Annotated in this window: 12 protein-coding genes; 5 read left to right on the forward strand and 7 right to left on the reverse strand. The window is 34.1% G+C overall.

Features of this window, described 5'->3' with window-relative positions; genetic code table 11:
* The first annotated feature begins 87 nt into the window (after positions 1-87).
* Positions 88-1,392 carry an L-fucose:H+ symporter permease gene (gene fucP, locus HNP35_RS11430; protein WP_184161733.1) on the forward strand — a complete coding sequence of 435 codons (1,305 nt, stop codon included), beginning with the start codon at positions 88-90 and terminating at the stop codon, positions 1,390-1,392.
* Positions 1,393-1,752: 360 nt separating this feature from the next.
* Here fucP and HNP35_RS11435 read toward each other — a convergent pair whose 3' ends face one another.
* From HNP35_RS11435 to HNP35_RS11450, 4 genes are all read right to left on the reverse strand, one after another.
* Complete coding sequence (locus HNP35_RS11435; protein WP_184161736.1) at positions 1,753-2,241, reverse strand: hypothetical protein; 489 nt, start codon at positions 2,239-2,241, stop codon at positions 1,753-1,755.
* 180 nt (positions 2,242-2,421) lie between these two features.
* A complete protein-coding gene (locus tag HNP35_RS11440) occupies positions 2,422-3,828 on the reverse strand; it encodes an efflux transporter outer membrane subunit (RefSeq protein ID WP_184161739.1) in 1,407 nt (468 codons plus the stop codon).
* A gap of 18 nt (positions 3,829-3,846) precedes the next feature.
* Positions 3,847-7,017, reverse strand: a complete 3,171-nt coding sequence (locus tag HNP35_RS11445; RefSeq protein ID WP_184161742.1) for an efflux RND transporter permease subunit — start codon at positions 7,015-7,017, stop codon at positions 3,847-3,849.
* A gap of 5 nt (positions 7,018-7,022) precedes the next feature.
* Positions 7,023-8,177, reverse strand: coding sequence for an efflux RND transporter periplasmic adaptor subunit (locus tag HNP35_RS11450; protein WP_184161745.1), 1,155 nt, complete (start codon positions 8,175-8,177; stop codon positions 7,023-7,025).
* A gap of 265 nt (positions 8,178-8,442) precedes the next feature.
* Between HNP35_RS11450 and HNP35_RS11455 the strand changes: the two genes are divergently transcribed.
* The 4 genes from HNP35_RS11455 to HNP35_RS11470 all read left to right on the forward strand — a co-directional run bounded on the left by HNP35_RS11455 (position 8,443) and on the right by HNP35_RS11470 (position 12,110).
* Positions 8,443-9,489, forward strand: coding sequence for a sensor histidine kinase (locus tag HNP35_RS11455; RefSeq protein ID WP_184161749.1), 1,047 nt, complete (start codon positions 8,443-8,445; stop codon positions 9,487-9,489).
* Entirely contained in the window at positions 9,486-10,217 is a 732-nt protein-coding gene (locus HNP35_RS11460; protein WP_184161752.1) for a LytR/AlgR family response regulator transcription factor, read from the forward strand. Before HNP35_RS11455 ends, HNP35_RS11460 begins: the two co-directional genes overlap by 4 nt.
* Before the next feature lie 19 nt (positions 10,218-10,236).
* Entirely contained in the window at positions 10,237-10,530 is a 294-nt protein-coding gene (locus HNP35_RS11465; protein ID WP_184161755.1) for a DUF3861 domain-containing protein, read from the forward strand.
* A 353-nt stretch (positions 10,531-10,883) separates the two neighbouring features.
* Positions 10,884-12,110 (forward strand): PQQ-dependent sugar dehydrogenase, encoded by a 1,227-nt coding sequence (locus HNP35_RS11470; protein ID WP_184161757.1) that lies wholly within the window; start codon positions 10,884-10,886, stop codon positions 12,108-12,110.
* A gap of 150 nt (positions 12,111-12,260) precedes the next feature.
* Here HNP35_RS11470 and HNP35_RS11475 read toward each other — a convergent pair whose 3' ends face one another.
* The 3 genes from HNP35_RS11475 to HNP35_RS11485 all read right to left on the reverse strand — a co-directional run bounded on the left by HNP35_RS11475 (position 12,261) and on the right by HNP35_RS11485 (position 14,241).
* Positions 12,261-12,875 (reverse strand): thioredoxin family protein, encoded by a 615-nt coding sequence (locus HNP35_RS11475; RefSeq protein WP_184161760.1) that lies wholly within the window; start codon positions 12,873-12,875, stop codon positions 12,261-12,263.
* A 6-nt stretch (positions 12,876-12,881) separates the two neighbouring features.
* Complete coding sequence (locus tag HNP35_RS11480) at positions 12,882-13,358, reverse strand: TlpA family protein disulfide reductase (RefSeq protein ID WP_184161763.1); 477 nt, start codon at positions 13,356-13,358, stop codon at positions 12,882-12,884.
* Between the two features lie 130 nt (positions 13,359-13,488).
* A complete protein-coding gene (locus tag HNP35_RS11485) occupies positions 13,489-14,241 on the reverse strand; it encodes a DKNYY domain-containing protein (RefSeq protein ID WP_184161766.1) in 753 nt (250 codons plus the stop codon).
* Positions 14,242-14,244: the final 3 nt, after the last annotated feature.

A 14,244-nucleotide genomic window follows, 5' to 3' on the forward strand; every position in this document is an offset into this window, starting at 1 on the left:
GCCTTTGTGGCAAAAAAAACTTAGCATCTTAGCCTCTCAGAACCTTAGCAACTTCAAAAAAAAATAACTCAAAAAACTATCTAAACAATGCAAATTACAAACCAAGCCGGTGATCAACATGAAGTGCCGACAGAAGGCGGAAAAGGAAATCAATATCTTTTCCCATTTATTCTCGTTACCTGCCTATTTTTTCTGTGGGGAATGGCTCATAATTTAGATTCTATTTTAATTCCTCATTTAAAGAAAGCCTGTGAATTAAATAATAGTCAATCAACATTAATTGACACTTCTGTATTCTTTGCTTATTTTATCATGGCGATCCCAGCCGGAATGCTGATCAAAAGATTTGGTTATAAATATAGTATTATAACAGGTTTACTAGTCTTTGCTGCCGGTGCATTTTTATTTGTGCCAGCTGCAAACTCAAAAACATATGAATTATTCTTGTTTGCCTTATTTATAATTGGATGCGGCCTTACAATTTTAGAAACTAGTGCGAATCCCTATGCGGCAATTTTAGGAGCTGCTGAATTATCTTCTAAAAGATTAAATCTAGCTGCTTCATTCAATGGATTGGCTGCTATGTTAGCACCTATAGTTGGTTCATTATTTATTCTTTCAGGAACTAATCATACAAAAGAGCAAATGGCAGCAATGCCAGAGGCTGAAAAAACAGCTTATTTAATGGGAGAAGCTGCTGCAGTGAAAATGCCTTATATTATCTTAGGATGCGTATTAGTTTTGATAGCAATTATATTTTACTTTGTCAACCTTCCTTCAATGAAAGCAACTCATGCTGAAGCTGAAATTAAACCGGGATTTTTCTCTGTTTTAAAATTCAGACATTTAAGCTGGGGCGTTGTGGCACAGTTTTTCTATGTTGGAGCGCAAGTTTGTATTACTAGTTTCTTTATCAGAATTGCACAGCAAGGCGCTGGATTAGACGAAAAAACGGCTGGATATTATCTGGGAATTTATGGTTTCCTTTTTATGGCAGGTCGCTTTATTGGAACTTTCTTTTTAAAATTTGTAAAAGATTATGTTTTATTGTCAATCTATTGCGTAATGAGCACATTACTTTGTTTGGTTGCTATTTACGGTTCTGGAATCGTGGTAATTTATGCTCTTGGCGGAATCGGATTCTTTATGTCAATTATGTTCCCGACTATTTTCTCTTTAGGAATTAAAGGCTTGAAATCAAATACAGAAACGGGTTCTTCATGGTTGGTAATGTCAATTGTTGGTGGTGCAATTATTCCTTACGGAATGGGTACTTTAATCGATATGAATCATGATGATATTCAGTCTGGGTATATTATTCCGCTAGTTTGCTTTTTAATCATTCTTTCTTTTGGAGTTGTTGGTCATAAAGTTAAAACTGTTTCGGAATAGTTTTTTAGCCGCAGAATTATTTGGATTAAAAAGTTTTTTTTTCAAGCCACGAATTACACGAATTAACGCGAATTTTTATTTTATAAATATCAATTGCCTCCTGCTTTAGCTGGAGGTTTTTTGTTTATTGCAAATAAAAGGGCTTTAGCCAAACTAAACGCGAAAGTTTGGCTAAAGCCATTAAATACATAATTTAATAACCTCCAGCTAAAGCAGGAGGCAATTTACTTTAGCCATATAAATTAGCTTAAATTACAAGCTTTATAAAAATAAAATTCGCGTTAATTCGTGTAATTTGTGGCTATAAAAAACAAAAACGTCCCGAAATTCGGGACGTTTTCTTTCAGTCTTGTTTTTAAATTAACGGTGATTTCCGTTAGAATGATCGTGGTTTTTGTCTGACTGCTTTTTGGAGTTATTTCCTTTGCTTTTACCTTTGTCATTTCCATAATGGTTTCCATTGTTACCTTTTGGTTTCTCACCTCTTTTTTTTTGAGGTTTTCCAACATAACCTTTTGGATAAGCTTTTATATGTCTTGTATGATAACTATAAGGAGAATCTCCTCTGTAATCTGTCAAAACAACTTTGTAACCAGAATACAAATCATAGTTTCTATATCTTGAAGGAAGTCTTTTTTCACGAATCCATTTTCCTCCATTATCGTAAATAAATACGCTCTGATTTATATCATAATACACATCGATATCTGGCAGGTAATAATATCTGCTATCATCGTAACCTTGTGGCCCCCAATTTGGCGGTGTTCCAATGTTTACATTAACTGACACTTGCGCTTGGGCGAAAAATACACTCATAAAGAGTACTGAGGCGAATACTAATTTTTTCATGATCTTTAGTTTTAAATTTTTATTTAGTAGATATGAATCGAAATTAATGCCAATATTTAAGCTTATCACATTCATTATAAAAAACCCAAAAACTAATCGACGAATAGTACTTTCTAACCGATATACATTTAATAAAAAAACGTCTCATTACTGAGACGTTTTTAGCATTATAAATAACAATTATTTCCAACCACCACCCAACGCACGGTACAAATTTATAACAGCTTGCAATTTTTGCAGATTATCATTAACTCCGCTCAATTGTGCTGATAAAAGGTTTTGTTCTGATGTTAATACATCTGTATAATTGGTTGCAGAACTATATTCTAAAAGTTGTTGTGTAAAGTCTACCGCTTTTTCTAAAGCTTCTATTTGTTTGGTTCTTGAATCTTCTTTCTCAACCGCCATTTGGTACGAATACAAGGCATTTGAAACTTCTTGTCCAGCAACCAAAAGACTTTGCTGAAAATTATTATAGGCTTGTAATTGTTGTGACTGAGCTGTTGTCAATCTCATTTTATTCAATCCTTGATTAAAAATTGGCTGCGTTAAACCTCCAATAATTGAATAAAAGATAGAATGGCTAAAGAAATCTTTCAACTCTAAATTCGAGAATCCTGTACTTGCAGTAAGTGTTAAACTTGGGTAAAAATAGGTTTTAGCTAAGTTTGTTGACTCAAAAGCGACTCTGAAATTAAATTCCGCTTGACGGACATCTGGACGATTATTTAATAATTGAGCCGGCATTCCGATTGCAATTTGTTCAGGAATTATCTGTGTTCCCAATTCTCCTCTTTCAATTGGGCCAGGCGCTTGTCCTAACAAAATATTCAAAGCATTTTCTGTCTCACGAATGTTTTGCTTTAAATCAGGAATCAAAACTTCTGCTGCATGCTGATTGGCTTCACTCTGAACAACCGCTGCACCAGTAACAATCGCACCTTCTTTTAAAGCTTTGATTGTTTCAACATTTTTAATACGACTTTCTAATGTTGCCTGAGTGATTTTAAGCGATTTATCATAAGCCAAAAGGGCAAAATAATTATTGGCTATATCGGCAATCAATTGTGTTTGAACAGCTTGTTTTGCAGCGTCTGAAGCTAAATAAGTTGCCAAAGCTGCTCTTTTAGAACTGCTTAATTTTCCCCAAACATCAATTTCCCAAGACGTACTAGCACCTAATTTATAAGTTGTAGTCAAAGTATTAATGTTAATTCCTGCTGGAAAGTTAAGTCCTGCCTGAGATTGTTTATTATGAGTAGCACTTGCGTCTAATTGCAAAGTCGGATAATAAGCCAATTTACTCTGACGCAAAGAAGCTCTTGCCTGCACAATATTTTCAATTGCATTTTTCAGATTCAGATTTTGATCTAAACCCTTTTGAATTAAAGCATTTAGTTTTTCATCTTTAAAAATAGTATTCCAAGGCATATCTGCAATTGTAGTCGAATCTGTTGAAGATTGATCGCGATACAATTGATCTGTTTTTAAAGTTGTAGGACGTTCGTATTTCTTGGTAACGGAGCACGCACTCAAAAGTGCGGCCGTCATTACCATTAAAATATATTTATTTGAACTATTCGTCATTTCTTTTTTAATTAAATTTTACTCTTTGTGAGCTTCTATTAAATGAATTTCCTCTTCATCGTCGTCATCGTCATCATAACCATCTTTTGCAGGTCCGCTGATTTTTTCTTGTAAATTTTGGAAAATGATAAAAAGAACCGGAATTACGAAAACTCCTAAAATTGTTCCGATTAACATACCTCCTACAGCTCCTGTACCAATCGATCTATTACCAACAGCACCCGCACCTGAAGCAAACATCAACGGAACTAATCCTAAAATAAAGGCAAATGATGTCATCAAGATTGGACGCAAACGCGCTACTGCACCTTCAATTGCTGCTTGTACAACTGGCAATCCTTTTCGTCTTCTGTCCAAAGCAAATTCTACAATCAAAATACCGTTCTTGGCAAGAAGTCCAATCAACATGATTAAAGAAATTTGTAGATAGATATTGCTATTCAGTTTAAAAATAATCGAGAACAGATAAGCTCCTGCCAATCCAAACGGAATTGATAATAATACTGCAAATGGTAAAATATAACTTTCGTACTGTGCACTTAGCAAGAAATAGACGAAAACTAAACATAGAATGAAAATGAATATCGTTTCGCTTCCAGAAGCTAATTCCTCACGCGTTAATCCAGAAAATTCATAACCATAACCCGCTGGAAGATTTTCTGCCGCTACTTCTTGAATTGCTTTAATCGCATCTCCAGAACTATAACCTGGTTTTGGTGCTCCCGTAATCGAAATAGACGTAAATAAGTTAAATCTCGAAATAGACTCTGGTCCAAATACTCTTGTCATTTTTACAAACTCTGTAATTGGTGCCATATTTCCTGCACTATTACGAACAAAGATTTTGTTCAACCCTTGCGTATTAGCTCTAAACTCTGGAGCAGCCTGAACCATTACACGGTACTGTTTACCAAACTTATTGAAGTTTGAAGCGTACAATCCACCATAATAACCTTGCATAGTAGAAAGAATTGTGTTTACAGAAACTCCTGCATCTTTTGCTTTCGCTAAATTAATATCCATCATATACTGAGGGAATCCAGGGTTGAAAGGCGTTGTTGCATATTGAATTTCTGGACGTTCAGCTAATTTTGCTAAGAATTCGTTATTTACTTTAAAGAACTCAGCAGTTGTATGTCCTCCTTTATCCTGTAATTGGAATTCGAATCCACCACTTTGTCCAAAACCTTGAATAGTTGGAGGAGAAATAAAGAAAATACTTGCCTCACGAATACCACTAGTTTTAGCAAAAAGCTGTCCGATTACATCATCAACACTTAGATCACGCTGATCCCAAGGATATAATTTCACGATTACCATACTGTAGGCACTACCCGCTCCTGCAGTAAAGTTCTGCCCAACAATTCGAAGTGTATTTTTAACTCCTGGAATAGTCTTCGCAATACTATCGACTCTTTTTGCAATAATATCCGAACGCTCCATAGAAGCTGATGGTGGCAAACTTATATTCGCAAAAACAGTTCCCTGATCTTCCGACGGTACGAAAGCAGACGGTGTCGTTTTCATCATATAAACTAATGCAACACCAGCAATAATTATAGAAGCTAAAGCAATCCATTTTTTTACAGAAAGGAAACTTACAGAACGTTTATATCTTTGCGTCACGTTATCAAACGCAACGTTAAATGATGTATAAAAACGCTGTAAATAAGTTCTATGTTTATGATCGTCAGCGTGTGGTTTCAATAAAAGCGCACATAAAGCTGGACTCAATGTTAAGGCGTTTACTGCCGAAAGAATAATCGCTACAGCAAGCGTAATACCAAACTGTTTGTAGAAAACTCCTGTTGATCCATTAATAAATGTTACCGGAATAAATACCGCCGCCATTACTAATGTAATCGAAATAATCGCTCCCGAAATTTCGTCCATGGCGTGGATAGTCGCTTTTTTAGCCGATTTATAGCCATCATCGAGTTTGGCGTGGACGGCCTCAACGACGACAATCGCATCATCGACCACAATACCAATGGCAAGTACCATCGCAAAAAGCGTCAATAAGTTAATCGTAAATCCGAATAAGTTTAGGAAGAAAAACGTACCAACAATAGCAACTGGAACCGCAATAGCTGGAATTAAAGTTGATCTAAAATCTTGAAGGAAAATAAATACCACGATGAAAACCAAAATAAATGCTTCAATCAAAGTGTGAATTACTTTCTCAATAGAAGCATCCAAATTTTCATTAACATCCACCATAATGGTGTATTTCATTCCTTTTGGAAAACTCTTTGCCGCTTCTTCAATTAATTTTTTAGAATTGATGATTACGTCACGCGCATTCGATCCTGGAGTCTGGCTGATTGCCATCGCTGCAGATTCTACACCATTTGTTTTAATTGTTGAAGAATAGCTTAAAGAACCTAATTCAACTTTAGCAACATCTTTAAGTCTTAGCATCTGTCCATTTCCAACAGATTTGATTACAATATCTTCAAATTCTTGAGCGCTTGTTAGACGTCCTTTGTATTTAATTACATATTGAAACGCCTGATTTCCATTCTCACCAAATTTACCTGGTGCCGCTTCGATATTTTGTTCTGCCAAAGCTGCCGAAATATCGCTTGGAATCAGTTTATATTGCTGCATTACATCTGGTTTTAGCCAGATTCTCATTGAGTAATCTTTTGCACCAAAAACGGTAACGTCTCCTACTCCAACTACACGCTGAATTTGTGGTACTAAGTTGATTTTAGCATAATTCTGTAAAAACGTCTGATCGTAAGCTTTATCATCACTATATAAAGAGAAAATCAACAAGTTACTACTCTGGCTTTTCGTAACGGTTACACCCGCCTGAGTTACCTCAACAGGCAATAAACTTGTTGCTCTAGAAACCCTATTTTGAACGTTTACGGCTGCTAAATCGGGATTGGTTCCTACTTTAAAGAAAATTTTAATCGAAGCATTTCCGTCATTTGTTGCTGTAGATGTCATATAAGTCATGTTTTCTACACCATTGATTTGTTCTTCTAACGGAATTACAATACTTTTCAAAACTACATCGGCGTTAGCTCCTGTATAACTTGCTGCCACGTTTACTGTTGGTGGCGCAATATCTGGGTATTGCGAAATCGGTAACTCAATTAGGCCTAAAACACCTAAAATAACGATAATAACAGATATTACCGTTGAGAGTACGGGTCTTTGTATAAATTTTTTAAACATTTCTATTATTTTAAATCGGCGTATACTGTTTCTGGGCTTTGTTTTTGAGCTTTAATTTCAGTTCCTTCTTTAAGAGAAGCCACTCCTTCTAAAACTATTTCGTCGCCAGCATTCAAACCGCTTGTTACCACATAGTAGTTTCCTGCTGTATTTTCAAGTACTGAAATATTAGCATTTCTAGTTTTTCCATCTTTTCCTAAAACTACTGCAAACATTTTATCTTGAAGTTCGAATGTTGCGCTTTGAGGAATAATAATTCCGTCTTTTACTTCTTTTGGAATTCGAACTGTAGTACTGCTTCCGCTTCTGATAATCCCTTTTGGATTTGGGAAACGCGCTCTAACATTTACTGTCCCTGTTTCTGTATTGATTAATCCGTTTACCGTTTCAATATGTCCTTTTTGATCATAAGCAGAACCGTCTGAAAGCACTAAAGAAACCGCAGGCATATTTTTAAGTTTTTGGTTTAATGAAGCTCCAGCATCTTTAGTAAAATTCAATAACGATTTTTCATTCATTGCGAAATAAGCATATACATTGCCAATACTTGAAACTGTCGTTAAAGGCTCTGTTGTATTAGAGCTTACCAAACTTCCTAAACGAAACGGAATTGACCCCACAACCCCATTAACTGGACTTGTAACTGTAGTATATCCTAAATTAACTTTAGCATTTACCAAAGCTGCATTTGCTTGTGCTAAAGATGCCATTGCTGACTCATAAGTATATTGTGCAGATTCTAAATCATATTTACTAATGATTCCTTTTTCAACCAAAGGCTTTACTTTATTTACAGCCAATTTTGCTGAACTTACATCTGCTTGAGCGCTTTTAATACTTGCAGTTGCTGTACGAACTTGCTGCTCATATTCTGGAGCACTAATTTTAAATAAAGGCTGACCTGCTTTTACAACAGCTCCTTCATCTACAAAAATTTTATCGATATAACCTTCTACTCTTGGTCGAATTTCTATGTTTTGCTGACCTTGAATGCTTGCTGGAAAATCGCTATTTAATGTAGCCGATTCTTGCTGCAATGTTACAGTCTTATACTCTTTTATTTGTGGTGCGCCACCAGCCTGAGCCGATTTATCATTTTTACCGCAAGACGCGATAATAAGTGATGCTGCTAGAATACCTAAAAATGATTGCTTCTTCATTGTGAAAAATGTGTGATTTATCTATTATATGACAACAAAAGAAATAAAATATAACACGCAAAAATTTTCAAATAGACGAAGAGTGAATGACAATCGACAAAGGTTAATTAAAAACCGATGGTTTTTTCAGAATATTAAACAAGCGTTTAATATTTTATCCCGTCGGTTGTAAAAGGCTTTTTAGAGGCTCTAAATCCATGTTGAGCGATTGCTTAAAATTTCTATATAAATAAAATGTAATATTGCCTTAAAATCATAAATTATAATGTCACCAACCTTTTTCAGACCCTATTTATTTACTGGATTACATATTCTGGGATGGCTTTTATTGGGGTATCTTATGCTGTTTTATATTCCATTAACTTGGAATGTAGCCCTTCCATCGGCATTTTGGCTTTGGCAAAGTATTGTACTATTTTTATTGATTGTTGTTTTTTATTCTACAGCAAAAATTGTAGTTCCAAGAACAATCATTAATGACAATACTTCATTGTATTTGCTTTGGGCATTTTTGGCCATTTTCACACTACAGTTAGTTGCTTATTTTTATACTTCACAGACAGATCTTCATAATCAGATTAGCAAGGCAATTGGTTTTAAAAAATATAAAAATCCATACTTTGACAATTACGTTTTTACCTTAACATTATTGGTTTTAGGAATAAGTACAAGTTGGGCGATGCTACAACATTGGCAGAAAGCGGCACAGCACAAACAAAAATTAGAGCAAGACAAAACAATGGCCGAATTGGCTATGCTCAAAGCGCAGATTAATCCGCATTTTTTCTTTAATTCGCTTAATAGCATTTACTCCCTTACTTACACAGATATTGAAGATTCTCGAAATGCACTTCATACGCTAAGCCGAATGATGCGTTACTTGCTTTACAGCACCGAAGAAAAAACAACATTGCTCAAAGAAGCCGAATTTATGAGAGATTTTATTGCATTAATGAAACTTCGTGCCAATAGCAAACTAACGATTACAACAGACATTCCCGAAAAAATACAAGATTATCCAATTGTTCCAATGTTATTATTACCTTTAGTAGAAAATGCTTTTAAACACGGTGTTCATGCAACTGATAAAAGCGAAATTCATATTAAACTGATACAAAACGGAAGCAATCTTGAATTTGAAGTAGAAAATACTTTCTTTGAAAAAACGGCTGTTTCGGATGTTGGAGGAATTGGTTTAACTAATACAAAAAGAAGGTTACAGCTAATATATCCAAATCATCATTTTATCACTTTTGGAGTTACCGATTACGGAACATATAAAATTAAATTGAAAATAAATTTAGAGCAATGACAGTACTAAAATGCATAGCGGTAGATGATGAACCATTAGCTTTAAAATTGGTAGAAACGTTTATAGAACAAACACCATTTTTAGAATTAACTGCGACCTGCGATAATGCTGTAGAAGCAATGGCAATCATTCGTGAAACAAAACCTGACGTTGTTTTCTTAGACATCAATATGCCTAATTTAACCGGAATGGAACTTGCAAGACTAATTCAAGACCAATCTGGACCTCTGCCTAAAATTATTTTTACAACTGCTTATAATCATTATGCAATCGAAGGTTACCGTGTTAATGCGGTAGATTATCTCTTAAAACCCTTTAGCTACGAAGAATTTTTACGTGCCTCAAGTAAAGTTTTGCAACTGTATGAAGAAGCAAACAATCAATTTCAGACCATTACTGCAGATGACGAGTTTATCTTTTTAAAAGTAGAATATCAATGGGTTAGGATTTCGCTAAAAGATATTTGTTACATAGAAAGTCTGAAAGATTATGTAAAAGTACATTTAGAAGATTCTCAAAAAGCGCTATTGTCATTAATTTCATTAAAAGCTTTAGAAGAAAAACTACCTGCATCAAAATTCATGCGTGTGCATCGTTCTTTCATTGTTTCTCTTGACAAAATTAGCGCCATCAGTAAGAACTCCATTTTTATTGATAAAATCGAAATTACAGTTGGCGAACAATACAAAGAAGCCTTTAAAATCGTAGTCGATAAATGGCTCAAATAAATTTAGAATTACAAAAATCATGGAAAAAAGATCAAACAAATATTATCTGACATTAAGTCTTAAACAATACGCAAACGGCGAAACTGAACCTGCGAAAGAATTAGGAATTGAATTTGACAATCACGACGAGATTTTCGGAATCATTGATAGAATTAAAGACAAAAATATTTTTGCAAATGAATCTGAAGCAATTCAATTTGCTTTAGGATTAAAATTATTCAGCGAAATCAAATTAAAAAACAGAAAAAATCCACTTTTTGATGAACTAAATGAAGTTTTTCCTGTTTTTATGAAGAAACTTAAAAGTTTATAAAAACTCCTTTAAAATCAGGCGTTCAATGCCGTATTTACTTTTTATTTCAATATTAAATTTACTTTAAAAAAGACTTTATCTAATTTTTACTGGCAATATTTTGTAACAATTTTCCGTTAAAATTAAGCATGTCCCACTAAATGCTTTCCAAAAGAAGTTTAATTTCTTTTTTGAAATTGAATTATTTTTCATAGAAAATGGCATAAGCATTTAGGCAATCTTAATTGAAAATAAAAGAGAATTTTGTTTGAAGCTGACCATTTCATTTTTATGAATCTCTAGAATATAATCTTCACTTTCGATTTGTTCGATAATGCAAAAATTATTTTTTAACCATTAAAAATGAAAGCATTATGATAATTCAAAAAAGTATATTTCTTCTTGCTGGTTTGCTCGTCTTAGGCAGCTGTTCCAACAATGACAATGATGACAGCGCCAATACTGGACCAACTGGGCCACCAGTAGAAACTGGCACTGCAAACACGACCTATCAGCCAGCATTTGCTGGACAAACACGCGCTGGAAGCATTCAAACTACCACAGAAATTGAATCTAAAGTTATCACCAACGGCTTAAGCGCTCCTTGGGGAGTTGCCTATCTTCCAGACGGACGTCTTTTAGTGACTGAAAAAGCAGGTAAAATAAAAATTGTTACTCAAGCAGGAGTTATTGGAAATGCCTTAACGGGCGTTCCTGCCGTTAATCCAGCAGATCAAGGAGGTTTATTAGGTATTTGCCTCGATCCTTCATATGCGACAAACAGAATGATTTATTGGGCTTTTTCTGAAGCTGTGGCGGGAGGAAATATTACCGCTGTAGCGAAAGGCAGAATATCTGATAACGAAACCGCTATTGAAAATGTAACTGTAATTTATCGATCGAATACTCCAAATGCGAGTACACTGCATTACGGAGGACGTGTTCTATTTGATAAAACGGGAAATCTATTTGTTAGTATTGGTGAACGATCTGTATTACAAACTCGTCCGTTGGCACAAGCTGTAAACAGCAGTTTAGGAAAAGTGGTTCGAATTACAACTAGCGGACAAGCAGCAGCAGGAAACCCTACTTTTACGGGAACTGGAGCTCTATCAGAACTTTATTCTATTGGACATAGAAATCCACAAGGATTGGCACTTCACCCAACAAGTGGCGAATTATGGCAAAGCGAACACGGCCCAAGAGGTGGTGACGAAATTAACCGAATTACACCCGGAGCCAATTATGGCTGGCCAACCATTACATACGGAATTGAATACAGTGGCACTAAAATTGGAGATGGAATAACAAAAAAAGAAGGAATGGAACAGCCAGTTTATTATTGGGATCCTGTTGTTTCGCCAAGTGGAATGACTTTTTACGCAGGCAAACGTGTTCCAGAATGGCAAAACAATTTATTTATAGGCGCTTTAAGCGGACAGCATATTGTTCGTTTGGCATTTAAAGACAATAAAGTGTCTGGAGAAGAAAGATTATTAGCAGGAGAAGGACAAAGATTTAGAGATATTACACAAGGAAAAGATGAAGCATTATACGCCGTTACCGATCAAGGAAGACTTTACAAAATTGATAAAAAATAGAAAGTAATCTTGTTCACTATACTTGCCAAAAAACGCCCCATGAAAATGGGGCGTTTCGTATTTTATTTTTTTTGTTTCAGGTTTCACGTTTCAGGTTAGACGTTAAGTGAACAACTTGAAACTTGAAACTTGAAACCTGAAACAAAAAAACTAAGCCTTAGCTTTTCTTTTTACAGTACATCCAATTTCTTTGGTCTGTGTAATTGCCGGTTTTTGACCGCTTTTTAAAGAAGCGATGACATCTTCAGCATATTTTATTTTTTCAGGTTTGCTTCCTTCTGGATCATTATCAATTGCTCCAACATATTCTACAACATTTCCTTTTGAAGTTTTAGAAATAATGAAAACATGCGGTGTACGTTTTGCTCCATATTCATCTGTAATTTTTTGTCCTGGATCGAATAAATATGGGAAAGGATATTTTTTCTCTTTTGCTAAATCCTGCATTTTTGCAAAAGTATCTGCTGTAGAAGCTTCTGGATCATTTGGATTAATTGCTATTACAGGATATCCTTGCGGTTTGAACTTTTTATCTAAATCAATAATTCTTTGTTCATAACCTATTGCATACGGACAAGTATTACAAGTAAAAACAACAATATACCCTTTTGCATCTTTAAAAGTTCCGAAAGAAACTTCTTTGTTGTCTACATTTTTCAGTTTAAAATCTGGTGCTTTGTCACCCGCCTTAAGTGTTACAGCATTTTGTGCCTGTGCAAGAAAAGCTGAAAATGCTAATGCTAATAATAAGATTATTTTCTTCATGATAATTTATAATTTTTTATATTCAGTTAATAATTGTTCATAGGTAAATTCACTTTCTACAAATTTTCGTTTATCGCCTTTAATGAAAAGTGTTGCTGGAATACTTCCCGACCAAGACGGATCAATTCTGTCAATAAATTGCTGTGGATCGCTTTCGTTTAAAAGAAAAACTTCATTCTTTAAATTCTTTTTCTTTACGAAAGGAATTACATTCGACTCTAATTTCGATTTAAAATCAAGACTCACCAGTAAAACTGCCAATTTCTCTGATTTATGTTCTGCTTTTAATTTTTCAAAATGCGGTAATTCTTTTATACATGGCGCACACCATGTTGCCCAAAAATTAACTACATATGTACTGTCTTTTCCGTTTTTAATTCTTTCGTTGAGCTGATTGATATTTAAAAGCTTTACATTCTGACTGTAAGCAGAAACTGAAACAATACTAAACAGGAATATATGAAAGAAATACTTGATTTTCATGAGATACAATGCTTTAGAATTAATTAAGCCTTACAAATATAAAATAATGAAATCTTACTTTTTGTTAATGAAAGTTTAATGGTTTTTTGAAGGTTCTAAGAGACTAAGATTCTAAGTTACTAAGATTAATTTATAGCTTGGTTCTTTTTCCCATATAGTAACTATACTCTTTATCAAACGCATATCCTCTTTCATCAATAACTTTAAAATGAAAATCATCGAGACTTTTACTCTTTATAATTTTTACTTCATTACTAATTGTTCTTATGAAATAGGCATATTTATCATCTTTGGCATAGAAAGCATTATCGCATTCCAAATAATAAGTTCCGTCTAAACAGCCTTCTAAAATTTTAAAACTCTGCACATTTGCTTCAGGAATTATCTTTCCTTTAAAAAAAACATGATTTTTATCCATCGCCAGGTTTTGAATCAAATCTGGATACGGAATCGTAAAGGATTCTAAATCTACGTTTTCAATCAAAATTACATCGCCAAAAAACAATTGATCTTCAACTTGAATATGATAATCATTGAGGTGTTTTGCTTTACTCAAATCAAATGGCATTTTATCATTATGACGATAATATTTTCCGTTTGAAAAAGTATATCCTTTCTTAATATCGATTACTTTAAAATCATCTGGTTTAGCATCTTCTAAAATACAAAAACTAGTAAAAGCACTTTCTAAATAAATATGATTTTTATCTTCAAAATAAATTGTCGAAGCAAAACCATCATTATCAAATTCAGCATTTGTTGCTTTGATTTTGAATGTTTCGAAATCTATAATCTTATAAAACTTTTTATAAACTTCACTATCATAACGAAGGATAAATTTGTTGTCTATGATTTTATAACCGTGTCCTAAATCTTCAATCATTTT

Origin of the sequence: Flavobacterium notoginsengisoli, from assembly GCF_014207905.1 — a bacterium.
Taxonomy (GTDB): domain Bacteria; phylum Bacteroidota; class Bacteroidia; order Flavobacteriales; family Flavobacteriaceae; genus Flavobacterium; species Flavobacterium notoginsengisoli_A.